The organism is Streptomyces tauricus (genome assembly GCF_014650955.1).
Classification (GTDB): domain Bacteria; phylum Actinomycetota; class Actinomycetes; order Streptomycetales; family Streptomycetaceae; genus Streptomyces; species Streptomyces tauricus.
Genome location: NZ_BMVY01000001.1, coordinates 999,129 through 1,023,578, shown reverse-complemented (window position 1 = coordinate 1,023,578; position 24,450 = coordinate 999,129). Strand labels below are relative to the sequence as shown.

Sequence of the window (24,450 nt, the reverse complement as noted above, 5' to 3'; positions counted from 1 at the left end):
TCGGAGCTTCATCTCCGTATGAAGCGGGGGATTGCCATGCCGGTCGGCAACGAAGCGTAGGAGTAGATCCTTGGGACGCAACACGCGCAGACGCCCAACAGGCGCACGACGCGCGACCATCGGGGCGGTCGCGCTGATGCTGGGAGGAGGCGGGCTGGTAGCGGCGAACGTCTACGCCACTGCCTCCGAGAGCACCTCGGGCCAGACCGACCAGGTCCTTGCCTCGGGTGCCGCCACGATCGACTGCCCGGATGTCGGCAGTGAGCTGGCCGCGGTGCCGGACGGGTCCAAGACGGAGGTCGACAAGCAACTCGCCCTCCTGGACAAGCAGATCGCCGAGGCGTACCAGCGGCTGCAGAGCTCCGCGGACGCGATCAAGCAGGACGCCGCCTTCGCCGAGAACTCGATCATGACTCCGCTCAAGGACAAGCGAGCGGCGACCATCGAGCGCATCGTGGCGGCCATCGACGCCGTGGGAGACCGCCCCGAGGGGCTGGACGCCTTCGCGCCCTGCATCCTCCGCGCCTCCGGCAACCAGAACGAGCCGGAGAACGGACAGGAAGGCGAACAGAACGGCGACGCCGAGGGCGGCAACGCCGACGACGGCGCAGGCCAGGACGGCCAGGACCAGGGTCAGGGCCAGGACGACGGTCAGGAGCAGGGCCAGGACCAGGGCGCCGAGCAGGGGCAGGGCGAGCAGCCTCCCGGCAACGGCGGCCAGGCCGGAAACGGTCCCGTGGCGGCCGACTTCGTGGACATCTCCACCGTCGAGCCGAACGTGTCGAAGCCTGCCGCTCAGGGCAACGCCTCCAAGGGCTCCTTCGTCACCCGGTGCGGGGTGAACGAGAACGGGCTGTTCAACTCGGACAACGTGATCGTGGCTCCCGGTGTCAGCAACGGCGCCCACCACTTCCACGACTACGTCGGAAACCAGTCCAACGACGCCTTCGCGAGCGACGAGGACCTGGCGAACGCCGAGACGTCCTGCGAGGACCAGGGCGACAAGTCCTCGTACTTCTGGCCCGTACTGCGTCTGCAGAACGGCACCGATGAGAAGGACGCGGCCTCTCCGGGTGGCGGTATCGAGGGCAACGCCGGCGAGATCATCAGGCCCAAGGCGGCCACGATGTCGTTCGAGGGCAGCCCGCGCGGCGAGGTCACGGCCATGCCGAAGCTGCTGCGCATCATCACCGGCGACGCCAAGGCGTTCGTCAACGGCCCCACCAACGCCAACGCGTCGTGGAGCTGCACCGGTTTCGAGGACCGGCAGTTGAAGGACAAGTACCCCCTCTGCCCCCAGGGCAGTGACGTGGTCCGCACCTTCAGGTTCCAGAGCTGCTGGGACGGCCGGAACATCGACAGCGCCAACCACCGCACCCACGTGGCGTTCGCCGCCGCCGACGGCAGCTGCGCGAACGACTTCAAGGCCATTCCGCAGCTGGTCCAGCGCATCGTCTACGACGTCGACGCGCCCAGCGTGGCCGACGGCGGCAAGTCGAAGCCGTTCTTCGCGGTCGACTCCTTCCCCGAGCAGCTCCACAAGCCGGTCACCGACCACGGCGACTTCATCAACGTCTTCGACGAGGCGCTGATGAAGGAGATGGTGGACTGCATCAACGAGGGCCGTAAGTGCGACGGCCCCGATGACGGCGGCAACGGCGGCGGCAACGGCGGTGGCGGCAACGGCGGTGGCGGTAACGGAGGCGGCGGTAACGGCGGCGGCGGTGGCGGCGAGGAGCCGACCGACCCGCCGGCCACCACTCCGGCCCCGGACCCGACCGGCGGCAACGAGGAGCCGGGCGACGACGAGCCCGGAACCGAGCAGCCCGGAACCGAGCAGCCGGGTGACGACGAGCCCGGGGACAACGGCCAGAGCGAGACCCCGGCGGACAACGGCGCCGGGAACACCGCGAAGCCCACGGCCGGCAACACCGACGCCGCTGGCGGCGCCGACAAGGGCGAGAACGACCAGGGCAACGGCAACGCCGAGCCCAAGGCGGACACGTCACCGTCGGCGACCCAGAGCGATGCCGCCGGTTCCACGGGCGGTTCGGCCGCCGGTGACGCCGTGCCCGGCCCCGAACCCGAGGACGCGGGCGGCGTGGCCGCACCCCAGACGGTGACGGGCGGACTCGCGGAAACCGGTACGAGCCTGTGGCCGGCGGCGGCCGGAGGACTGCTGGTGATCGCCGGCTTCGTGCTCCTGCGCCGCATCAGCAGCAGGTCGAGTTAGCGGGTCGAGGGAGCGGCACTGTCGCACACTCCACGGAGGGCGGTCGGACCTGCGCAGGCAGGTTCGACCGCCCTCCGTGCGTTGAGGCACGCGGGTACGCGGCGGTGTGAGCCGCGGTGCGCGCGGCAGGAAGCCCCGGCCGGACAGGGGTGACCGGACAGGACAGAGGTGACAGGACGGGGGAGAACGGCCGGGACCCACGAGTGACTGGATCAAGACCTTCCTGAAGGGTGAAGAAGCGTGAACTTCACAGGGTCGGGCGACGGACAGCGCTCGCGACGCCTCGCATCCGGCCGGAGAACAACCCCTGCGAGCAGGGGCGATGCCGGCCGAGGGGGACGGCCCGGCCGGGCGGCCCGGCGCGCGCGGCGGACGGCCGACGCTCCGCGGCCGGACGGGAGGGAGCCGTGAGCGCAACGGATGCGCCAGGACCAGACCAGTGCATGTCGGGTTTGTTCGGTATTTCAGATCGCTGCCTTCCGCGTACTTCTTCCGGCTCGGTGTGGCCGACACGGCTCTGGTTTGACATATTTGCCTACCGAGTTGGGTGCGCTGGAGCCCGTGCCGGTGGTCAGTACCGAGGGCGTCGCCCCGGGCCCGTCCTCCGCACGACCGCCGAACGCCTTCGACCGGATGTACGGCAGGCAGGGTGGGATTCGGCGGACGCCGTGCGACGGTGCCCGTGCTGAGGTTCGCGGGGAGAGCAGTGCGCACAGGCAAAGCCAGAGAGATGCGGAACCTGATCGGTCAGCTGGTCGACGGGCTGACACTGCCCGTCCCCACGGATCCCGACGTCCTGTTCGCCGCGCTGGTCACGACCGTGAGCGAGCTGAGAGGCCGTGAGGTCCGGCTCGTGCAGGAGGAGTTCCCGCACCAGACCGCCAGTGGACTGTGGCTCGACCTCCCCGCCTACGACCTCATCGTGGTGGACAAGCGGGCGACGCCCCTGCACCAGCTGGCGATCTTCTTCCACGAGGTGTGGCACATGCTCAAGGGGGACTGCGGCAACCACGTCGTGGGCAAGGCGGTGGCGGCCCACATGGTCTCGACCGGCGCCGAACTGGCCGAACTGCAGGAGCCGGTACGCAAGGTGGCCGCCCGTACCGAGTTCGACCGCCGCGAGGAGGCGGACGCGGAGAGGTTCGGACTGCTGGCGGTCACCCGCTTCCGCGTCTGGCTGGAGGGCGAACCCGACAGCGCGGCCACGGACCGGGGCAAGATCGCCGGCCGGATCGGTGCGTCGCTGGGACAACGCCGGCCACAGGTCTGAGCAGTGGACTCCTCGGACTACTACATACCGGCCGTCGCCACCCTGATCGGCCTGGCCGTCAAACTGCCGGGCCTGGTCAAGGACTGGCGCGACCCGCTCGTACGGTCCGTCTGCCTCGTGATCGCCCTCGGCGGCGCCGGCTTCTTCTTCGCCGCACCTCCCACGATCACCGCCGTCAACGAGGCCACCGGCACGGCCAACTTCTCCAGCCCGCTGGTGTACGGCATCATCAGCGCCTTCAGCGCCGCCTGTCTGCTGCTCATCGTCCACTGGCGCGGGGGCCCGCCCGAGCACGTACGCAGTGTCTCGCGGCGCTGGCAGGCCGGATACGCCCTGGTCGTCGTCATGCTGGTCGTCCTCTTCGCCCTCGGTGACGCCCCGGTGGACCGGCACACGGACTTCGACACCTACTACGCGACGACCCCGTTCATCCGCGAGATGATCGTGCTCTACCTGGTCGCCCACATGACCGCCGCCCTCGTCACGACGGTGCTGTGCTGGCGCTGGGCGCTCCAGGTGAGCGGATGGCTGCGGGCCGGCCTGTGGATCCTCGTCCTCGGCTGGCTGCTGAACCTCGCCTTCAGCGGGTTCAAACTGGCCGCGGTGGCGGCGCGCTGGGCCGGTCAGGACTGGGGAGCCCTCAGTACGACCCTGGCGCCGCTCCTGTCCGCGCTGTCCGCGCCCTGCGCCACCGTCGGGTTCCTGATGCCCCTCGTGGGCCCCTGGGTGGTCGCCAACTGGCGGGCGGCGAAGACCTACCGCAAGCTCCGCTCCCTGTGGCGCGAACTCGGGCGCGCCTCACCTCGTACACCGCTCGCCGGGCCCATCCCGTGGTACTCGTCGCCCCAGGTCCGCCTCACCCAGCGCGAGGCGGGCATCCAGGACGGACTGAGCCTCGTGGCGCCGTGGTTCGACACCGGGGTCCGTACGCGGGCGCGGGCCGCGGCCGTCGCCGCGGGCCACACCGACGACGAGGCCGCCCGGATCGGCCACGCGGCGATGGTCGCCGCCGCGGTCCGCGCGGCCGGCCGGGGCCTGCCCACCGGCTCCCGTGGCCGCCCCGACCACGCGGAGATCAGCGCGGTGCGTACCGCACCCGTGGGCGTGTCGGTCGCGCTGCGTTCGTCCCCGATCGTCGCGGCGGCCCGGGAGAGCGGCATCGCCGTACCGGCCGAGGACGGCGAGAAGTCCCCCACATGAACCACTCGAACCACGCGCAGGTACGAGCACAGGCACAAGCCCAAGCACACGCACAGCCCTCCGTGGCCGCGGAAGGCCGGTGAAGTCGTGGACGTCGTCTTCTACATCCCTGGCGTGATCCTTCTCGTCACCGCCGTCCTCAATCTGCCGGCGATGAGGGGAGCCTGGCGCGACCCCCTGATGGCCGCGAGCATCTCGGTCCTGCTCATCGGCGCGCTCGTGTGCATGCTGTCCGCGCCGCCCACCATCGGCGTCGTCAACGACCTCACCGGCATCGCCAACTTCTCCGCGCCGCTGGTCTATTCGGGGATGTCCGCGCTCAGCGCCTGCTACCTCGTCCTGATGATCGCCTGGAGGGGTGGAGAGCCCGGGCGCGTCGCCCGCGCGACCCGTCTCGTGGTGTGCGTCTACGGGCTGGTGATCATCGGGATCGTCACGCTCTTCGCCCTCGCCGACGTGCCCGTGGAACGGACCCGGGACCTGGACACGTACTACGCCAGGACGCCGTACATGCGCGAGATGATCCTGCTGTACCTGGTGGCCCACACCGCGGCGACCGCCGCTCTCGCGGGCATGTGCCTGGCCTGGCTGCGGAAGGTACGTGACCTCACTCGCACGGGCCTGACGCTGATCGTCGTCGGCGTGCTCTTCGACCTCTCGTACCAGATCGCCAAGTACCTTGCCATCGGAGCCCGTTGGGGCGGTCTCGACTGGGACTTCCTCTCCACGAGCCTCTCACCGCCCCTCGTGGCGGTCGCGGGCGTCGCCGTCGCCGCCGGCTTCGCGCTGCCGCGCGTCGGCCCCTCCACCGCGGACAACTTCCGTGCCTGGCGGCGGTATCGGCTCCTGCGACCACTCTGGCTGGAGCTGCGCGACCTGCGGACGCCGGTGGCCGACACCCATTGGTGGGATCTTCCCGTGGTACGCCTCGTCCAACAGGAGATCACGATCCTGGACGGAGTCCTGGTGTGCTCGCCCTACCTCGACAACGAGGTCCGCAGGGCGGTGGCGCTCGACCACGCGGAGATCGTGGCCGAGGCGGCCATGCTCGCGGCGGCCAGGGTGCATGTCTCCGTGGGGCCCGACGCCGAACTCCCCTCGGAGGTGGGCCGGTTGCTCTCGGTGGCGCAGCCCGACCTGATGGTGCAGCTGGCCCGGGCCCTGTCGTCCTCGCCCGTCGTCGCCGAAGTCCGGCAACGGGCCGCCCGCCAGCGGACGGCCCGGCAGAAGGCACGCCACGCCCACGACGACCGCGATCACGACCGGGACCAGGAACGGCACCGCGACCGCGATCGGGGTCAGGAACGGAACCGCGACCTCGATCACGAACGGAACCGCGATCACGACCGCGACCGCGACAGGACCTGACGGGTCCGACGTGGGCGGTCGGCCCTCTCATGGTTCGATCAACGGGCGGCCGGACCGGGGCAGTTCCGGTTCCCGCGCTCCGCACAGCGATCACCCGTACCAGCGCGCCGCATGCCGCAGTCATGTGCCGACGCCGGTCAACAGAGAGGGCCCACACCCATGTCCGACACGAAGTCCACCCCCCGGCGCAGCGCGATCGTCGTCGGAGGGGGCATGACGGGCATGCTCGCCGCGTCGGTGCTCGCCCGGCACGCGGACGTCACGATCATCGAACGGGACCTGCTGCCGGACGGCCCACGGCCACGCAAGGGCCTGCCACAGGCCCGGCACGCGCACGTCCTGTGGTCCGGCGGCGTCAAGGCCCTTGAGGAGCTGCTGCCGGGCGTCGTCGGCCAGCTCGTCGACCGCGGCGCCCGGAGGACACCCGTCATGGCCGACCTGGTGTCCAAGGCCCCCTCGGGGCAGTGGTTCCGGCGTTTCACCCATGGCAGCCACATCAGCCTGCTGTGCAGCCGCGATCTGCTCGACGCGGTGATCCGCGACCGCGTGCTCACGGACCACCGCGTCACCCTGCGCCAGGAGACCGAACTGCTGTCCCTGGCCGGGGACGCCCGCCGTGTGTCCGGCGTACGAATACGTGCGGCGGACACCGAGAGCACGCTCCCGGCCGATCTGGTGATCGACGCCAGTGGCCGGGGCAGCCGGGCCCCCAACTGGCTGCGGGAGCTGGGGCTCCCGCCGGTGCCGGAACGCACGGTCGACGCCGGTTTCGGCTACGCCAGCCGGATCTACCGTGCCCCCGGTACGACCGCCGACGGCTTCCCGATCGTCAACGTCCAGGCCGACCCCCGCAGACACCCCGGCAGAGGCGGCATCATCACCCCCATCGAGGGGGGCCGTTGGCTGGTCACACTCGCCGGCACCAGGGGAGGCCGGCCGAGCGCCGACAACGCGGAGTTCGTGCCCTTCGCGCTCGGTCTGCCGCACCCCGTCATCGGTGAACTCCTCGCCGACGCCGAGCCCGAGACGGACGTCGTCACCACCCGCAGCACGGCCAACCGCCGGCGCTACTACGAGAAGGCCGCACGCTGGCCCGACGGCTTCGCCGTGCTCGGTGAGGCGGTCGCCGGCTACAACCCCGTCTACGGCCACGGGCTGAGCGCCGCCGCGAAGAGCGTCGTCGCACTGCACCGGATCCTGGAACGCCAGGACCTGCGGACGCCCGGCACGGCCCGGCGCATCCAGAAGGGCGCGGCGCGTCCGGTCGAGAACGCCTGGAACCTGGCCGTGGGCCAGGACGTGTTCTACCCGGGCGCCAGTGACGAGCCCCCCACCCGGCTCGAAAGGGCGCTGGCCGCCTTCGTGGACAGGGCGGTCGACGCCGGATCGAGAAACCCGCGCGCCCTGCGCATCCTGCTGGACGTGATGAGCATGGAGAAGCCGCCCTCCCGCCTCCTCATGCCCGACATGCTCGCCCTGGTCTGCCTCGGCCGCAAGAAACCGCACCTCGGGGGCCCGCCGCTGACGGACCGCGAGCGCGGGGCCGCCACCGCCTCCTGAGCCCTTCTCCGCTCGGCGTCACTCCCTTGACTGGTGATGACTTCCCCTGAGAGGATCGTCACCAGTCAGACAGGTGACGCCGCGCGGATGGCGTCGTACAACTCCGCGACACAGGAGGCCGAGATGGCGCAGGGTGAGCAGGTTCGGGTTCCGGATGTCGCCGAGGCGGCACGCCGTGCGCGCTTCGGTTCGCTGCCGGAGCGGGTCCGTCTCGCGGACACCGTCGAGGAGAGGCCGGCCACGGCCCTGGATCCCGCGCGCAACGCGTACAACGACGACGAGTGGCTCGTCCGGACGTGCATCTGACGTGCATCCGGCGTGCATCTGACGGGCTGCTTCTGGCCCGTGAGTGTGTATGCCTGTGAGGGTGGGCGTCAGCGGGCGTGGGTGCCGGCCTGTGCGGCAGGTGCCTGCGCCTGCTTCTTGCGGGCCCGGTACGCCGCCGCCTTGAGCTTGTTCCCGCAGGACTCCATGCCGCACCACTGCCGCCGCATACCGCGGGACCGGTCGATGTAGACACGGGTGCACTCGGGATTGCCGCACTCCCTGAGCAGCGGCACGTCCGGACCGCTGAGCACCTCGACGGCATGCCGCGCCACCGTGGACAGCGCCTCCTCCGGTGTCGCGTCCGTCCGCCGCCCCGTCGCGGTGAGCTGCGGTGTCGCGGAAGGCCTGCGTGCCGCGCCGTTCACCGTGGTGAGCGCCGTGCCGTCGTAGGGCTCGCCGAGGCGCCGGGCGGTGATCAGCTCGTAGACGGCCTCGCGTACGGCGACCGCCCGCGCGAGGTCGGACTCCCCGGCGGGGGAGACGGTGTCGACGATCCCCGCCTCCAGGTACCAGGCGTCCAGCCGCTCCGGTGACGTGAACATCTCGAAGCGCAGTGTGTGGCGGGCGCGGAGGGTGGCGGCGAAGTCCAGGGCCGGGTTTCCGCACACGAAGACATGATCCACATTCACGTCACCATCCTGACAGGTGACGATTGCCCGTGCAAGGTCCGGTGCAAGGTCCGGCGGGCGGGTCCGACGTGACCCTTGACTTACCAAGACCCTCGCGCCACATTCCTGATCTCGCCGCACAACCGGGACGCCGGACGCCCGTCGGCTCCCGGAGCACAGCACGCTCTCCCATTCCTCCGTCCGGTTGGAGCGCCCTGTCATGGCCACGAGCGCGGACCCTGCGAGACGCACCGACACCCCCTTACCGTCCACCCCGGCCTCTTTCCCGCCCTCCTCGCTGCCTTCCTCCCCGCCCTCCGCCCCGTCCGGTCCGTCGAGGCGGCGGGTGCTCGGCGCGGCGACCGGAACCGGGCTCGCGCTCGCCGCCGGGCTCCCCGGTACGGCCCGCGCGGCCGACCTGCCCCCGCTCGGCACGTACGACGTCGTAGTGATCGGGTCGGGCGCGGCGGGGATGACCGCCGCGCTGACGGCCGCGAAACAAGGGCTGACCTGCGTCGTCGTGGAGAAGGCGGCCACCTTCGGCGGTTCGGCGGCACGCTCCGGCGCCGGGATCTGGATCCCGAACAACCCGGTGATCCTGGCCGCGGGCGTCCCCGACACCCCGGCGAAGGCGGCGAGCTATCTGGCCGCCGTGGCCGGCCCCGACGTCTCCGCCGATCGCAGAGAGGCCTTCCTCGGGCAGGGGCCCGCCATGATCTCCTTCGTCATGGCCAACAGCCCGCTGCGCTTCCGCTGGATGGAGGGCTACAGCGACTACTACCCGGAGCTGCCCGGCGGTCTCCCCGGCGGCCGTTCCATCGAACCCGCCCAGCTCGACGGGAACGTCCTCGGGGCCGAACTCGCCCGGCTGAACCCCCCGTACCTGCCGGTTCCGAGCGGCATGGTCGTCTTCAGCGCCGACTACAAGTGGCTCGCCCTGTCCGCGGTCAGCGTGCGGGGAGCGGCCGTCGCCACCGAGTGCCTGGCACGCGGTACCAGGGCGGCGCTCCTCGGCCAGAAGCCCCTCACCATGGGCCAGTCGCTGGCGGCCGGCCTGCGCGCCGGACTGCTCGCGGCCCAGGTGCCGGTGTGGCTGAACACCCCGTTCACCGAGCTGTACACGGAGAACGGCACCACCGCGGGAGCCGTGGTGACCAGGAACGGCACGCCCGGTCTGGTCAGGGCCAGATACGGGGTGATCGTCGGCTCGGGAGGCTTCGAGCACAACGCGGCCATGCGCGCGCGGTACCAGCGCCGGCCCATCGGCACCGAGTGGACGGTCGGCGCGAAGGAGAACACGGGCGACGGGATCCGCGCGGGCCAACAGGCAGGCGCCGCACTCGACTTGATGGACGACGCCTGGTGGGGCCCGGCCATCCCGCTGCCCGGCGAGCCGTACTTCTGTCTCGCCGAACGCACCCTGCCCGGCGGGCTCCTCGTCAACGCCGCCGGAGCGCGCTTCGTCAACGAGGCGGCCCCCTACGGCGATGTCGTGCACATCATGTACGACAAGAACGCGAGCGCCCCGCACATCCCGGCCTGGCTGATCGTCGACCAGAACTACCGCAACCGCTACCTCTTCAAGGACATCGCCCCGACCTTCGTCCTCCCCGAGGCGTGGTACGAGTCCGGTGCCGCCCACAAGGCCTGGACGCTCGACGCCCTCGCCCAGGGGATCGGCGTACCGGCGGCTGCCCTGCGGGCCACCGTCAACCGCTTCAACAGCCTTGCCCGGAGCGGCACCGACACCGACTTCCACCGGGGCGACAGTGTCTACGACCACTACTACACCGACCCCGCGATCCTCCCGAACTCCTGCCTGGCGCCGCTGTGGCTGGCCCCCTACTACGCCTTCAAGATCGTGCCGGGCGACCTGGGCACCAAGGGCGGCCTGCGCACGGACGCCCGGGCGCGTGTACTGCGCTCGGACGGATCCGTCATCCCGGGCCTGTACGCCGCCGGGAACGCCAGCGCGGCGGTCATGGGACACAGCTACGCGGGCGCGGGCTCGACGATCGGACCGGCGATGACGTTCGGCTACATCGCGGCACGGGACATCGCGGCGGCCGCAGGCGCCTGAAGCCCGGCCCGGCGGGCGCCGCCGCCCGAAGTCCCACGAGGAGTCGTCTCCCGCCGGGAAGAACTGACGTGGCGCCGCACCCCTCTTGTGGGAGCGCTCCCACATCAGCCAGGATGCTCGCCATGGGTCCACAGCCGAACATCCGTCCCTACCGGCACGCCGACCGTGCCGCGGTAGCGGACGTCTGTGTGCGAACCGCCCTCGAAGGAGGGGATTCGCGTGAGCGCTACCCCGACGAGGAGCTGATGCCGTCCATCTTCGCCGCGCCCTACTGCCACCTGGAGCCGGAGCTGGCCTTCGTCCTGGACGACGGATCGGGCCGAGCAGTCGGCTACGTCCTGGGCGCCGCCGACACGGAACGGTTCGTCAAGAACTTCCGTACGACGTGGATCCCGCGGGTCGCCCACCGCTATCCCGAGCCCACCGCGGAACCCCGGGCACCCAGTGAGGAGATGATCCGTCTTCTGCACACTCCCGAGCGGATGATCCTGCCCGACCTGGCCGCGTATCCGGCCCACCTGCACATAGACATCCTGCCGGACTGGCAACGACGGGGCTTCGGGCGGGGCCTGATGAAGACGTTCCTGGCAGCCCTGGACGACCGCGGAGTCCCGGCGGTCCACCTGGGCATGGTCAGCGCCAATGTCTCCGCGCGTGCCTTCTACGACCGCCTCGGCTTCCACGAGATCCCCGTGCCCGACCCGGGCCACCTCACCTACCTGGGCAGATCGACGGCCGCCGGTGCTCTCTGACCCCTGCCCACCCGCCCGGCGGAGCCCTTGTCGTACCCGTCCTCTAAGCTCCCGCGCATGAGCAACGGGGACTCCGGCAGACGGGTCATCGACGGGCGGTTCCGGCTGGAGGCACGGCTCGGCGGCGGCGGGATGGGCACGGTCTGGCGGGCCACCGACCTCGCCCTGCACCGGAGCGTGGCGGTCAAGGAGGTCCGGCCGCCGGACATCGACCTCGCCGAGTACGACCCGCGGGGCGCGCGGCTGCTGCGGGAACGGGTGCTGCGCGAGGCCAGGGCACTCGCGAGGATCGACCACCCGAACGTCGTGACGATCCATCACATCGTCGACGGCGGCGAGGGGACGTATCCGTGGATCGTGATGGAACTGGTCGGCGGCGGCTCGCTCGCCGACCGACTGGAGCGCGGCCCGACGGACCCCGTGGAGACGGCACAGCTCGGGCGGGAGGTACTGGCCGCGCTGCGGGCCGCGCACGACGCCGGGATCCAGCACCGGGACGTCAAGCCCGCCAACGTCCTGCTGCGCCCCGACGGCCGCCCCGTGCTCACGGACTTCGGGATCGCGGCGATCCGGGAGTCGACGGCCCTCACCACCACCGGCTCGATCATCGGTACGCCCGACTACATGGCACCCGAGCGCATCGCGGGCGACGACGGCGGACCTGCGTCGGACCTGTGGTCGCTGGCGATGATGCTGTACGCCGCGGTGGAGGGCGAGCATCCCCTGCGCCGCGGCACGACGATGGCCACCCTGGCGGCAGTCCTGTACGAGGACGTGCCGCCGCCCCGGCAGGCAGGTCCGCTGGCGGACGTGCTGATGCGGGTGCTGGTGAAGGATCCGCCGGCGCGCCCGGACGCCGACACGCTCGACCGGCTGCTGGCGGCCGTGGCGGAGACCGGTGCCGTACCCGAAGCCCATGAGGCTCCCTCGGAACCCACCTCCTACCGTCTCGCACCCGCACCCGCACCCGCACAACCACAGGACGCGGTACCCGGGCCGTCCGGTCCCACGACCGCACGGCCCGTACGGTCGGCGAGGCGGGGACGCGGGACCACGGTGACGCTGTCCGCCGTCGGGACGGTACTGGTGGGCGTACTGGCGTGGACCCTGCTGCCCGACGGGGACGGCTCGGGTTCGTCGGCCTCGGGCACCCCGACGAACAGCGCGACGGCGAGCCCCCCGGCCGACACCCCCTCGGACAAGAACGACAAGAACGACAAGAACGGCGGGAGCGACGGGAGCGACAAGTCGGAACAGGCGGACCAGTCGGAACAGGCGGACGACACCGACCTGCTGACACCGGCCGGTATCCGCTCCGCGCTCAAGGCCCTGGAGAAGGAGACGGGCCGCGACCGGTACGGCACCATCACGGTCTACCCCGACTACCTCTCCGCGCAGGTGATGGTCGAAGGCAGCCGGACCAGCTACGACCAGTACACCTACTACGTGGGCCGGGGCGTGCAAGAAGGCACGATCAAGGCTCAGCTGGCCGGTGGAGCTCAGCCCATGACCCTGGACGGCTTCGACTGGGACAGGCTCCCCGCCCTGTTCGCCGAGGCGGAGAAGAAGCTGAACGTCGGCAAGGCGGCCAGCCGCTACCTGCTGGTCAAGTCGCCGAACGATGTGTTCGACAGGCCGGCGGAGATCATGCTCTACCTCACCGACGACCACGCCAGGAGCGGCTATCTGCAGGCCGACGCCCGCGGCAGGGTGACCCGGCTGACGCCTGCCGACTGACGGTGGTCAGCTGTCGGCCGGCACCGGGGGAGCGGAGCGGCGCGAGGTCAGCGCGGCCAGTTCCCCCGCGGTGCGCGGGCCGGTGGACGCGGTGCCCAACAGGCCCTGCGCGCGCAGGAGTTCAGCCACCGCGATACCCCACGGCAGCCGCAGTCCCGCCTGCTCCAGGAGGTCCGTACGGGCGAGGGTCGTGCCCGCGGGACCGGTGACGGTTCCGGACGGGGTGAGGAGCGCCGCGTCGTCGGCCCAGCGCAGCGCGAGGTCCACGTCGTGCGTCGCCATCACCACGGTGGTGCCGCTCCCGCGCAGCCCGTCGAGGGTCGCGAGCAGCCGTTCCTGTCCGTCCGGGTCTAGCCCCGCGGTCGGTTCGTCGAGGATCAGGACCCGCGGCCGCATCGCCACGGCGCCCGCGATGGCGGTCCGCTTGCGCTGTCCGTAGGAGAGGAGATGGGTGGGGCGTTCGGCCAGGGCCGAGATGTCCAGTGCGGCGAGCGCCTCGTCCACCCTGGCCCGTACCTCGGTGTCGGGCAGGCCGAGGTTCAGTGGTCCGAACGACACGTCCTGGAAGACGGACGCGGCGAACAACTGGTCGTCCGGGTCCTGGACCACCAGCTGGACGGTCGTACGCAGCAGGGTCAGGCCCTTGCGGTCGTACCGGACCGGGCGGTCCTCGACGCTCAACTGCCCGGTGGCCGGGCGCAGTCCGCCGCTGAGCAGCCGCATCAGGGTGGTCTTGCCGCTGCCGTTGCGGCCGAGCAGGGCGAGCGCGCGCCCCGCGCGCACCTCGAAGTCGAGGCCGCTGAGCACGGTCGGACCGTCCTCGTACGCGTAGGACGCGCCCCGCAGGGAGACCAGCACGGGCTCGCTCATCGCAGCGGCCTTTCCAGTACGAGGGTGAGTGCGGCCAGTGCCGCGAGCAGCGCGGCACTGGCGAGGGTGAAGCGCACGGAGATCCGGGCCTGCGGCACCAGGACGCGCAGGGTGCCGTCGTAACCGCGTCCGGCCAGTCCGGCCTGCAGCCGGGTGGCCCTGTCGAAGGCCCGGACGAAGGCGGTGGCGCCGAGCCCGGCCAGTGAACGCCAGGCGGCGGCCCGCGTGGTGTGCCCGAGCCGAGCGGCCTGCGCCTCCCTGATCCGGCGTACGGAGTCCAGGAGCAGGAAGCTCATCCGGTACGTCACCAGGGCCACGTCGACGACCGGCGCGGGCACCCCGGCGTTCACCAGCCGTGGCAGCAGGTCGGACAGGGGAGTGGTGAAGGCGAACAGGAGCACACCGAGGGAGGCGGCGGAGGTACGCAGCAGGAGTTCCCCGGCGCGCACCGGACCGCCCTCCGCCAGGGTCACGAACCCGTCGGGGCCGCCGACCTGGAGCAGCAGAGGGAGCGCGCCGGTCACACAGAAGCCCAGCGGCACCCGCCAGGCGCGCCAGAGCCGGCGGCCGGGTACGGCGGCCGGGCCCAGCAGCACGGTGAGGGCGGTCACCAGGACCAGGGCTGCGCCCGGCCAGGGCGGGAGCGAGATGGCCAGTACGGTCAGGCCGAGACCGAGCACGGCCTTGTCCACGGGGTGGCGGCGGCGCCAGCGACTGCTGTGCGCCGCCGCGTCGATCGGCAGCACGAAGGTTCAGGCCCGTTCGGTCGGTCGCGGTCCGGCCGCGGACTCGGCGGCGCCGCCGGGTGCCCCCGCCGCCGGGCCCTCGCCGGCCTCCCGCTGTGCGAGGACACGCAGTTCACCCTGGCGCCTGCCTCGGCGCAGGCCGAAGTAGTAGGCGAGGACGCCCGCGCCGAGGGCGGCCTGAAGGGCGAACAGTGCCGACTCGATCTCCCCGGACGGCGGCTCGTACAGGGGGGAGAACCACGGTTCGTAGTCCGGCTCGATCTCGGTGATCGCGGTCTCCGCCTCCGCGTCGGCGCCCGCGAACGGCTCCTTCTTGTGGTCGCCCATGCCGAGGGCCAGCGGCAGCACGGCGAGCGCGGCCACGACGAGCAGCAGCAGGGCGTTGATCTTCGCGTTACGGCTCATCGGGCCACCGCCTCGGTCGCGTCGGCTGTTTCGGTCCGGGACTGCTTCTTCGCCAGGAACACGCCGAGCCGGGTCAGTTCGCCCTTGCTCGACTGCACCAGCAGCCGCATCACGAGCACGGTGAGCAGGCCCTCGCTCACCGCGAGCGGGAGCTGGGTGACGGCGAAGATCGAGCCGAACTTGCCGAGCGCGCCCAGGAATCCGCTGCTCGGGTCGGGGAACGCGAGCGCCAGCTGCACGCTGGTGACGCAGTAGGTGGACAGGTCGGCGACGAACGCGGCGAAGAACACCGCGACCATCAGCGGCACGTCGAACCGCCGCAGCAGCCGGTACACCGCGTAGCCGGCCCACGGTCCGACGATCGCCATCGAGAAGACGTTGGCGCCCAGCGTCGTCAGTCCGCCGTGCGCGAGCAGCAGCGCCTGGAAGAGCAGGGTGATGGTGCCCAGGACCGCCATGATCGGCGGCCGGAACAGGATGGCTCCGAGGCCGGTGCCGGTGGGATGCGAACAGCTGCCGGTCACCGACGGCAGTTTCAGCGCGGAGAGAACGAAGGTGAAGGCCCCCGACGCGCCGATGAGGAGCGTGCTCTCGGGATGTTCTCTGACCTCACGGGTGAGCGACCGGACCCCGTGGACGACGAACGGCGCCGACGCGACGCCCCAGGCGACCGCGTGCGCCGGAGGAAGGAAACCCTCGGCTATGTGCATGGCTCAGCAGACCCTCTCCAGCACCTCGTGGATGGTTGACGCGCCTTGGCCGGTCTCCTGGCTTACGGGTAACACCACCCGTGCTCCGCCTTCCCGGGTCCGAGGACCCAGTGGCTGCCCGTGAGGGCCGGAGCCGGACTTCCCGATCACAGTGGCGAGGGCCGCACCGGCATCACACCGATTTCCCGAGCACCAAGGCGTGGTGACAGTAGTGCGCGTACCGGGGTGGTGACAAGCGGCCGTCGGGGGGCGTGAGAGTGGTCACGCGGCGCGCGCCGGTGCTCCCGCCGGGAACGGAGCGCCTGTTCAGCCGCCCTGCGCATGGTTCAGCATTTCCCGGATGTGCCGTGTCACGGCGTGCCCGGAACCGAGGCCCCGCTCGCTGTCGGCGAGGGCGCGCGTGAACAACTCGGCACCGAGCGCGGGGTTTCCCGCCATGTGGTGGGCGTGGGCGAGGTTGCAGCGGGAGAGCAGGGTGTCGGGACGGGCGGCACCCAGGACGCGTTCACGGTCGGTCAGGGTGCGCTCGTGGAGCGGGACTGCGCGGGAGAAATTGCCTGTCGACTCGTGGGCGCGCGCGAGATTGTCCCGGCACCGCAGGGTGAGCAGGCCGGTTGGTCCCAGGACGCGTTCGCGGGCCGTCAGCGCGCTCTCGTAGAGCGGGACGGCACGGTCCGGGGCGCCGTCCGCCTCGTACGCGCCCGCGAGGTTGTTCCGGCAGGTCAGCGTAAAGGGGTCGGCGGTTCCCAGGACGCGTTCGCTGTCGGCCAGGTTCCGCTCGGACAGGGTCACGGCCTGCTTCAGACGGCCTGCTTGCACCAGGGCGCCCGCGAGGTTGTTGCGCGCGCTCAAGGTGTCCGGGTGGTCGGGTCCGAAGTCGTGTTCCAGCCCGGTCACCTGACGTTCGAAGAGTGCCACCAGGTCGTCCCCGGTCGGGGCGGGCGGCTGCCCGCTCTTCGGGCGGGGCGACGGTAGGCCCGCGAGGGACCGTTCCTCCGCGGCCTGTTGCAGCTCCTCCCGCAGGGACCCCATGGTCCCGGCGCATCCCGTGCACGACTGTCCCGCCATCGCGACGGCGCCCCTTCCGCAGCCTGCTCCCTGCTCCCTGCTCCCAGGGTACGTACGGACTGCGCTCCCGGGGTTCCCGGAACAGGCCACCGGGGCGCCGGCTCACAAGAGATGCTGCGGGGTCGTCGATTCGGCTCGCCCCGGTTCCCCGGAGCCGCCGGGGCCTGACGCGTCAGGGAGGGGCCTCCCCGCAGGCCCCTCCGGCACATCCGTTACAAGGCGGAGCATGCGTCAAGTCTTGACGTGCTCCTGGCAAGATGACTCTATGGGAGCGCTCCCACATTTCCGGAACCCAAGTTTCTTGGCGCTCACTCCCTGGAGTCGCAGTGAGAAGAACAAGAAGCACGACACGAAAGAACCCGGTCAGCGCGTTACTTGCCGGGCTGGCCGCCTTCCTCGGACTCGTCGTTCTCGGTGCCCTCGTACCGGCCGCCGCGTACGCCCAGCAGCCCGGAGAGTCGTCCGGCGCCCTCGCGACCGGCCTCCATATCGACGACGGCCGCCTGCTGGAAGGCAACGGCAACGATTTCGTCATGCGCGGCGTCAATCACGCCCACACCTGGTACCCGGGCGAGACGCAGTCGCTCGCCGACATCAAGGCACTCGGCGCCAACACCGTCCGCGTCGTCCTCTCCGACGGTCACCGCTGGAGCAGGAACAGCCCCGAGGACGTGGCCGCCGTCATCGCCCAGTGCAAGGCCAACCGGCTGATCTGCGTCCTGGAGGTGCACGACACCACCGGTTACGGCGAGGACACCGCGGCCGGCACGCTCGACCACGCGGCCGACTACTGGATCAGTCTCAAGAGCGTGCTCACCGGCCAGGAGAACTACGTCATCGTCAACATCGGCAACGAGCCCTGGGGCAACACCAACCCCGAGGGCTGGACCGATCCCACGGTCGCCGCCGTCAAGAAACTGCGCGGCGCCGGATTCGAGCACACCATCATGGTGGACGCGCCCAACTGGGGCCAGGACTGGCAAGGAGTCATGCGGGCCAACGCCCAGGCCGTCTACGACGCCGACACCACCGGCAACCTGATCTTCTCGATCCACATGTACAGCGTCTTCGACACCGCGGCGGAGATCACCGACTACCTGAACGCGTTCGTCACCGCCGGACTGCCCATCCTCATCGGAGAGTTCGGCGGCCCCGCCGACCAGTGGGGCGATCCGGACGAGGACACCATGATGGCCGCGGCGCAGCAGCTGAGACTCGGCTACCTCGCCTGGTCCTGGAGCGGCAACACCGATCCCGTCCTGGACCTGGCGATCGGTTTCGACCCCAGCCGGCTCAGCTCCTGGGGCCAACGCATCTTCAACGGCGCCAACGGCATCGCCCAGACCTCGAAGGAAGCCACGATCTACGGCGGCTCGAACCCGGGAGACACCCAGGCCCCGACCGCTCCGGGCACCCCCAGCGCCTCCGCCGTGGCGGCCACCTCGGTGAACCTCACCTGGACCGCCGCCACCGACAACGTGGGTGTCACCGCCTACGACATCGTCCGGGTCAGTGGAGGCGGCGAGACCACGGTCGCCGCGGCCACGACCAACACCGCCACCGTGACCGGGCTCACCGCCAACACGGCGTACACCTTCGCCGTCTACGCACGTGACGCGGCCGGGAACCGCTCGGCCCGCTCGGCCACGGTGAACGTCACCACCGCCGACGGCGGCAGCACACCCGGCACGAGCTGCTCCGTCGGCTACCGCGTGTCCAGCGAGTGGCCGGGCGGCTTCCAGGGCGAGATCACCATCCGCAACACGGGCACCGCCGCGATCAGCGGCTGGAAGCTGGTCTTCGCCTTCGCCAACGGCCAGACGGTCTCCAACATGTGGGGCGGCACCCCGACCCAGAGCGGTGCGACGGTGAGTGTCGCCAACGCCTCGTACACCTCCACCATCCCCGCGAGCGGTTCGGTCGCCGTCGGCTTCACCGCGAACAAGGGCTCCGTGAACACCGTCCCGACCGCGTTCACCCTCAACGGCAGTACCTGCGCCACCACCTGACCGACAGTCACCGACCGGCGGTCAACGGTCGGCGGTCAACGACCGGCAGCCACTGGCCGGCGGGGTCACCGCGCCCCGTCGGCCGGGCGGGCGCCGAGTGGTGGTCAGACGGTGGCGGTCTCCGGGGCGGTGTCCTGTTCCGCGGAGGTCTCGGCCGGAGCGGCCTTGGACGTCGTGTAGAAGACGGAGGACCCCTGCTTGGTGCGCTGGACCTGGCCCTTGGCGACCAGTCCTTCCACCGTGGTGCGGACGACCTTGGGCTTGATCTCGCGCTCGGGGTGCGCCTCCGCCAGCGCCGTGGCGACCTCGGCGGACGAGCGCGGCTCGGACTGCCGGCCCAGGTGTTCGCGGATGAGCTCGACGAGCGTGGGCTTCGCCGGACCGGACTCGGCCGCGCCGGACTGGGCCCCGGTCTTCGAGGCGCCGGTCTTCGAAGAGGCGGTCTTCGAGGCGGTGGACTTCGCAGCCGCGGGCTTTGCGGTGGCGGCGGTCTTCGAGACAGCGGGCTTCGAAACCGCGGTCTTCGAGGCCGACTTGGCGGTGGCCTTCGTGGCGGCCGGCTTGGCGGCCGACTTCGCGGTGGTGGCCTTCTTCCGCCCGCCCGCCGTGGCCGTGGCCTGACGCGGCACCGAAGGCGCGGGCACGGAGCCACCCTTGGCGTTCGCGGCTGCCTGGTCACCACCCAGCGCCCGCTGCAGCTCGGCCAGCAGGGTCTGGTCGTGCTGCAGAGCGCTCAACTGCTCCTGCAGCGCCTCCACTTCGGCGCCGATACGTTCCTGCTCCTTGGTGTTGCGTTCGAGGTCCGCAGACACCTGGGCGGCGTACTGGGTCTTGAGCTGCGTGGCGGCCGATTCGACTTCGGACATGGCAGTTACCTTTCCTCGTCATCGTGTGGTGCTGGGGCCGGATGCTACTCGCATCATCAGGCCATGATCCCGAAGTTGTCAGGACCGTCCCCGCAGTTCCTTGGCCCCTGACACACTGCCGCGGGCCACAAAGGCGCAGGCGGCGAGGTGTGCGAGGGACACCTGACCGCTGACGTGAAGTCATGTCTCGAATTCAACCTTCAAGGTGACGTTACGAACTGACCGACCGGTGCACCCGACTCGCACCTCTTTCGTTACGACCACCACCCTTGACAGGCTGCGTACTGTTTCGCGACGTTTGATCCTCGTGGACACTTCGGGCCTCAGCCGTCGGCCGGCGAGGTGACGTGGGGTGATGAGGTGTCGGGACGCGGAGGGCGCGTAGGGCGCGTTCAGGGGGAAACGGGGGGCGATTGTCCATGCGGTCCACTGGGGCGGACATAAGGATTCACAGACCCGAGTCACTGAGCGAGTCGCTGCGCCGGGACTGGCACCGGGCGGCGGACGCGTCACCCGACTACGCCAACCCCTTTCTGTCCCCCGAGTTCGCGGCAGGCATCGGCACCCACCGCGCCGGGGCGCGGGTGGCGGTCCTGCACGAGGACGGAGAGGCCGTGGGCTTCTTCCCGTACGAGCGCAACTCCCTCGGTGTGGGGCGGGCCATCGGGCTCGGCCTGTCCGACTGCCAGGCCCTCGTGCACCGGCCCGGAGTCACCTGGGACACCCATGAACTGCTGCGCGCCTGTGGGCTGTCCGTCTTCGAGTTCGACCACCTCGTCGAGGAACAGAAACCGTTCACCCGCTATGTCACGGGGACGTTCGCGTCCCCGGTCGTCGACCTGAAGGCAGGGGACGGCAGTTATGCGGAGTGGCTGCGCGGCGCGTACCCGGGACTGGCCAAGACGACCCTGAAGAAGGAACGCCGCCTGGGGCGCGATCTGGGCGAGCTGCGGTTCGTCTTCGACGAACGCGACCCCGCGATGCTGCGCACGCTCATGGAGTGGAAGTCCGCCCAGTACCGCAGGACGGCACGGATGGACCGCTTCGCGCGCCCCTGGATCGTGAACACGGTGGAGCACCTGTTCCAGGTCCGTGAGGAGCACTTCACCGGCATCCTCTCCGTGGTGTACGCCGGCGACCGGCCGGTGGCCGCGCACTTCGGCCCCAGGTCGCGCACGGTGTTCGCCGCCTGGTTCACCGCGTACGACCCCGCACTGCGCTACTACTCGCCCGGGCTGATCATGCACCTCAGGATGGCGGAGGCCGCGGGCCGGGAGGGCGTACGGGTCCTGGATCTGGGCCGTGGCGACAAGGAGTACAAGGACTGGCTCAAGACCCGGGAGCTGCGGGTGGGGGAGGGTTTCGCGACGCGTCCCCACCCGGTGGCAACGGCACACCGGCTGTGGCGCAGACCGGTGCGCGGCCTGCGGAACACGGTGCTGGCACATCCCCGGCTCAAGGAGCCCGCGGACCGGCTGCTGAAGACGGTCGGCACGCTGCGCACGTCTGTCTCGCGAGGTCCGGATGTCTCAGGTGCCTCAGGTGCCTCAGGTGCCTCAGGTGCCTCGGGCGGTCCAGGCGTCTCGGGGGGCCCGCGAAGGAGCGTCGGCTGAGGGCCGGGGACTGGACGGGCCCGTTCGCCCGTCTGCCTCGGATACGTCAGAGGCGGCTGTCCTCTGCTTCGCCGAGGGAGCTGTCGGGCTTGCCCAGGGACCAGCCGGAGACATCGGTGAGCCGCCCCCGCCACAGGGGCATCACGACGGGGCCGCCCGCCCCGGTGACGCTGGTGGCGTCCCGCAGATGGATCCACTGCGGCAGCCGCTGCGGGATCGGACGCCCCTGCTTGTCGGAGACCGCCTCGTCCACCTGCTCGGGGAACCGCTCCAGCAACTGCGCGCCGGGTCCGTCGACACCCCGCAGGCTGCGCGCCCAGTCGGTCTTCCACGCCTTGTGCGAGATGAGGTCGCCGTAGAGGAGACCACCCCCGATGAACAGGGTGATCGGCAGCGCCGCCTGCGGGTCCTGGCCGACCAGGCGCACCAACATCTGCAGCTGGAGATCCGGCACTGGCTCGGTCACGATCGGCGCGGCCGACTCCCGGAGCGGGTCCTGCTCGTCACTCACGGCCTTGCTCGTCCTTTCGGTCCTGTCACATCGGTCCTGTCACACATGCCGGGCCGGTTACGCATGTGGGTTCCGTCACACGTGCGGGGTCCGTCGTAGGGGCGACAGCAGTCGGTCCGGCGCGGCAGTAGCCGTCACGCGGCGAGCAGTCCGGCGCGCAGGCGGCTGAGCGTGCGGGTCAGCAGACGCGAGATGTGCATCTGGGAGAGGTTCAGCTCGCGGCCGATCTCCGCCTGGGTCATCTCCCGGCCGAAGCGCATCTCGATGATGGTCCGCTCCCGGTCGTCGAGCTGCTGGAGGAGGGGCGCGAGCGTGTGCAGGTCCTCGAAGAGGTCCATCGCCGGGTCTTCCTCGCCCAGGGTGTCCGCGTACTTCGGACCGCCGTCGCTGGAGTCGTCGTCGCCACCGGGGGTGTCGATCGAGCCGGCCACGTAACCGTTGGCGGCGACCAGGCCCTCTATGACCTCTTCCTCGCTCAGGTCCAGATGGACGGCGAGTTCCTTGACCGTCGGCGGGCGGTTCAGCGTGGCGGCGAGGGCTTCCTTGCTCTTGGCGAGGGAGACACGCAGCTCCTGCAGCCGCCGCGGGACGTGCACGGCCCAGGTGGTGTCCCGGAAGAAGCGCTTGATCTCGCCGACGATGTAGGGGATCGCGAAGGAGGTGAACTCGACCTCGCGCGACAGGTCGAAGCGGTCGATCGCCTTGATCAGGCCGATGGTGCCGACCTGGATGACGTCCTCCATGTCACCGCTGCCCCGGTTGCGGAACCGGCGGGCCGCGAAGCTGACCAGGGAGAGGTTCATCTCGATCAGGGTGTTGCGGGCGTACTGGTATTCGTGGGTGCCCTCTTCGAGCTCCTGCAGCCGGTCGAGGAAGAGCCGGGACAGTACCCGCGCGTCCTTGGGAGCGACCTTGCCCCCGTCCTCGATCCACGGCAGGTCGCCCGCGGCCTCCTGCACGCCCGTGCTGCAGTCAGATGCCTCGCGGGTGTTCACGGAGGTAGTCACGGTGCCGCCTTAACTAGAAAGCAAGTTGTTCGTCTCCTGCCCGGCTTCCTCAAGACCATGTCTGCTCAACCCCGGTCAATTACGAAGACGTCCGTCCATGAGCACCCAGGCTCCCGGAGTACAGTCTGCTGGCCGCGCCCGTGCCGGACCGGGCAGCGCGTGTCCTCCTGTCTCCTCTCTGTGCCGGCCGGGTGATGCCATGACCAGTACGCAGGACCAGCCGGATACTCGGAACCAGCCGAACACGCGGGACCAGCCGGACACGCGGGACCAGGCGGAGAGGTCGCCGCGCCCTTCGGAGGCGTGGTCGTCGCCGGAGTACGCGCACCGCGCGGAACGGATACGGCGGCGGCTGGAGAGACTCATCGGCATCGCGGCGACCGAGGGGAACTCCCTCACCGCTCTGCGCAACGGCGACGAGATCTTCGCCGCGATGCTGGCGGGCATCCGGTCCGCCGAACACACCGTGGACATGATGACCTTCGTGTACTGGAAGGGCGACATCGCCCGCGAGTTCGCGCAGGCGCTCGCCGAACGGGCCCGGGACGGTGTGCGCGTACGCCTGCTGCTGGACGGCTTCGGCAGCAGGCTGATCGAGAAGGACCTGCTGGCGGCCATGGAGGAGGCCGGGGTGCAGGTGGCGTGGTTCCGCAAACCGCTCGCCCTCTCGCCGCTCAAGCAGAACCACCGCTGCCACCGCAAGGTTCTCGTCGTCGACGAACGGACCGCGTTCACCGGCGGGGTGGGGATCGCCGAGGAGTGGTGCGGCGACGCGCGCAACGAGCGCGAGTGGCGCGACACCCACGCCGAGATCCGCGGACCGGCCGTGGACGGTATCGCCGCCGCGTTCGCGCAGAACTGGGCGGAGTGCCACAAGGAGCTCTTCGACGACCGTGACCGCTTCGTCGCGCACACCCCCGAGGGCGGGGCCGTGGTGCAGGTGGTGCGCGGCTCGGCCAGCTTCGGCTGGCAGGACATGCAGACCCTGCTGCGGGTGATGCTGGAATCGGCCGAGGAGCGCTTCCGGCTGGCCACCGCCTACTTCTCGCCGGACGCGTTCTTCGTCGAGCTGCTGTGTGCCGCGGCCCGCCGGGGCGTGCGGGTGGAGATCCTGCTGCCCGGCCCGCACACGGACAAGAGGGTCTGCCAGCTGGCCGGCCAGCACTACTACGAGGACCTCACCGCCTGTGGTGTGAAGATTTACCAGTACCAGCCGACGATGATGCACGCCAAGGTCATCACCGTGGACAACGTCGCCTCGCTGGTCGGCTCGACCAACTTCAACCGCCGCTCGCTCGACCACGACGAGGAGATCATGCTCGCCGTGCTGGACGAGGAGTTCACGGCGACGCTCGACGCCCACTTCGACGAGGACCTGACCGTCAGCACCCTGATCGAGAAGGGCCGCTGGAAGAGGCGTTCCGCCGTGCAGCGGGCCCGGGAGGCGGCCGTCATCCCCATCCGCCGCTTCCTGTGACGGAGGGGGCGCGCGGACGGGACGAGTAAGCCG

21 protein-coding genes and 1 riboswitch are annotated in these 24,450 nt (G+C 70.7%); of the genes, 12 read left to right on the top strand and 9 right to left on the bottom strand.

Going from position 1 to position 24,450, the window contains the following annotated elements:
- Window positions 1-70: 70 nt before the first annotated feature.
- The 6 genes from IE278_RS04370 to IE278_RS04345 all read left to right on the top strand — a co-directional run bounded on the left by IE278_RS04370 (window position 71) and on the right by IE278_RS04345 (window position 7,937).
- A complete protein-coding gene (locus IE278_RS04370) occupies window positions 71-2,233 on the top strand; it encodes a DUF1996 domain-containing protein (protein ID WP_373311888.1) in 2,163 nt (720 codons plus the stop codon).
- A gap of 730 nt (window positions 2,234-2,963) precedes the next feature.
- Window positions 2,964-3,503: a toxin-antitoxin system, toxin component gene (locus tag IE278_RS04365; RefSeq protein ID WP_189768801.1), complete on the top strand. Its 540-nt coding sequence runs from the start codon at window positions 2,964-2,966 to the stop codon at window positions 3,501-3,503.
- Between the two features lie 3 nt (window positions 3,504-3,506).
- The gene (locus IE278_RS04360) at window positions 3,507-4,703 is read left to right on the top strand and encodes an MAB_1171c family putative transporter (RefSeq protein WP_189768799.1); all 1,197 of its coding nucleotides are present in this window, start codon (window positions 3,507-3,509) and stop codon (window positions 4,701-4,703) included.
- An 87-nt stretch (window positions 4,704-4,790) separates the two neighbouring features.
- Window positions 4,791-6,071, top strand: a complete 1,281-nt coding sequence (locus IE278_RS04355; protein WP_189768797.1) for a DUF6545 domain-containing protein — start codon at window positions 4,791-4,793, stop codon at window positions 6,069-6,071.
- Between the two features lie 159 nt (window positions 6,072-6,230).
- Entirely contained in the window at window positions 6,231-7,631 is a 1,401-nt protein-coding gene (locus IE278_RS04350) for an FAD-dependent oxidoreductase (protein ID WP_189768795.1), read from the top strand.
- 123 nt (window positions 7,632-7,754) lie between these two features.
- Complete coding sequence (locus IE278_RS04345) at window positions 7,755-7,937, top strand: hypothetical protein (protein WP_189769096.1); 183 nt, start codon at window positions 7,755-7,757, stop codon at window positions 7,935-7,937.
- 68 nt (window positions 7,938-8,005) lie between these two features.
- Here the strand turns inward: IE278_RS04345 and IE278_RS04340 are convergent, their stop codons facing one another.
- Window positions 8,006-8,587 carry a CGNR zinc finger domain-containing protein gene (locus IE278_RS04340; protein WP_189768793.1) on the bottom strand — a complete coding sequence of 194 codons (582 nt, stop codon included), beginning with the start codon at window positions 8,585-8,587 and terminating at the stop codon, window positions 8,006-8,008.
- 199 nt (window positions 8,588-8,786) lie between these two features.
- On the opposite strand from IE278_RS04340, the gene kstD reads away from it, so the two are divergent.
- The 3 genes from kstD (at window position 8,787) to IE278_RS04325 (ending at window position 13,135) form a co-directional block, all read left to right on the top strand.
- The gene (kstD, locus tag IE278_RS04335) at window positions 8,787-10,646 is read left to right on the top strand and encodes a 3-oxosteroid 1-dehydrogenase (protein ID WP_189768791.1); all 1,860 of its coding nucleotides are present in this window, start codon (window positions 8,787-8,789) and stop codon (window positions 10,644-10,646) included.
- Between the two features lie 122 nt (window positions 10,647-10,768).
- Window positions 10,769-11,398: a GNAT family N-acetyltransferase gene (locus IE278_RS04330; protein WP_189768788.1), complete on the top strand. Its 630-nt coding sequence runs from the start codon at window positions 10,769-10,771 to the stop codon at window positions 11,396-11,398.
- 57 nt (window positions 11,399-11,455) lie between these two features.
- Entirely contained in the window at window positions 11,456-13,135 is a 1,680-nt protein-coding gene (locus tag IE278_RS04325; RefSeq protein WP_189768786.1) for a serine/threonine-protein kinase, read from the top strand.
- A gap of 6 nt (window positions 13,136-13,141) precedes the next feature.
- On the opposite strand, the gene IE278_RS04320 is transcribed toward IE278_RS04325, so the two are convergent.
- The 5 genes from IE278_RS04320 to IE278_RS04300 form a co-directional block, all read right to left on the bottom strand.
- Complete coding sequence (locus IE278_RS04320) at window positions 13,142-14,005, bottom strand: energy-coupling factor ABC transporter ATP-binding protein (protein ID WP_189768784.1); 864 nt, start codon at window positions 14,003-14,005, stop codon at window positions 13,142-13,144.
- On the bottom strand, window positions 14,002-14,751 hold the full coding sequence (gene cbiQ / locus IE278_RS04315; protein WP_189768782.1) for a cobalt ECF transporter T component CbiQ: 750 nt from the start codon (window positions 14,749-14,751) through the stop codon (window positions 14,002-14,004). Before cbiQ ends, IE278_RS04320 begins: the two co-directional genes overlap by 4 nt.
- 6 nt (window positions 14,752-14,757) lie before the next feature.
- A complete protein-coding gene (locus IE278_RS04310) occupies window positions 14,758-15,156 on the bottom strand; it encodes an energy-coupling factor ABC transporter substrate-binding protein (RefSeq protein ID WP_189768780.1) in 399 nt (132 codons plus the stop codon).
- Window positions 15,153-15,866 (bottom strand): energy-coupling factor ABC transporter permease, encoded by a 714-nt coding sequence (locus IE278_RS04305; RefSeq protein ID WP_189768778.1) that lies wholly within the window; start codon window positions 15,864-15,866, stop codon window positions 15,153-15,155. The genes IE278_RS04310 and IE278_RS04305 overlap by 4 nt, the downstream gene beginning before the upstream one ends.
- A 30-nt stretch (window positions 15,867-15,896) precedes the next feature.
- Window positions 15,897-16,078: riboswitch (cobalamin riboswitch) on the bottom strand.
- Window positions 16,079-16,172: 94 nt separating this feature from the next.
- Window positions 16,173-16,898 (bottom strand): tetratricopeptide repeat protein, encoded by a 726-nt coding sequence (locus IE278_RS04300; RefSeq protein WP_189768776.1) that lies wholly within the window; start codon window positions 16,896-16,898, stop codon window positions 16,173-16,175.
- A gap of 362 nt (window positions 16,899-17,260) precedes the next feature.
- On the opposite strand from IE278_RS04300, the gene IE278_RS04295 reads away from it, so the two are divergent.
- On the top strand, window positions 17,261-18,943 hold the full coding sequence (locus IE278_RS04295) for a cellulase family glycosylhydrolase (protein ID WP_246569825.1): 1,683 nt from the start codon (window positions 17,261-17,263) through the stop codon (window positions 18,941-18,943).
- A 104-nt stretch (window positions 18,944-19,047) separates the two neighbouring features.
- Here IE278_RS04295 and IE278_RS04290 read toward each other — a convergent pair whose 3' ends face one another.
- Window positions 19,048-19,809 carry a hypothetical protein gene (locus IE278_RS04290; RefSeq protein ID WP_189768772.1) on the bottom strand — a complete coding sequence of 254 codons (762 nt, stop codon included), beginning with the start codon at window positions 19,807-19,809 and terminating at the stop codon, window positions 19,048-19,050.
- A gap of 419 nt (window positions 19,810-20,228) precedes the next feature.
- On the opposite strand from IE278_RS04290, the gene IE278_RS04285 reads away from it, so the two are divergent.
- Complete coding sequence (locus IE278_RS04285) at window positions 20,229-21,422, top strand: GNAT family N-acetyltransferase (RefSeq protein ID WP_189768771.1); 1,194 nt, start codon at window positions 20,229-20,231, stop codon at window positions 21,420-21,422.
- Window positions 21,423-21,468: 46 nt separating this feature from the next.
- Here IE278_RS04285 and IE278_RS04280 read toward each other — a convergent pair whose 3' ends face one another.
- Both IE278_RS04280 and IE278_RS04275 read right to left on the bottom strand, forming a co-directional pair.
- A complete protein-coding gene (locus IE278_RS04280; RefSeq protein ID WP_189768770.1) occupies window positions 21,469-21,933 on the bottom strand; it encodes a GvpU-like protein in 465 nt (154 codons plus the stop codon).
- 134 nt (window positions 21,934-22,067) lie between these two features.
- Window positions 22,068-22,940: a SigB/SigF/SigG family RNA polymerase sigma factor gene (locus tag IE278_RS04275; protein ID WP_373311886.1), complete on the bottom strand. Its 873-nt coding sequence runs from the start codon at window positions 22,938-22,940 to the stop codon at window positions 22,068-22,070.
- A gap of 199 nt (window positions 22,941-23,139) precedes the next feature.
- On the opposite strand from IE278_RS04275, the gene IE278_RS04270 reads away from it, so the two are divergent.
- Complete coding sequence (locus IE278_RS04270; protein ID WP_189768769.1) at window positions 23,140-24,417, top strand: phospholipase D-like domain-containing protein; 1,278 nt, start codon at window positions 23,140-23,142, stop codon at window positions 24,415-24,417.
- Window positions 24,418-24,450 lie beyond the last annotated feature (33 nt).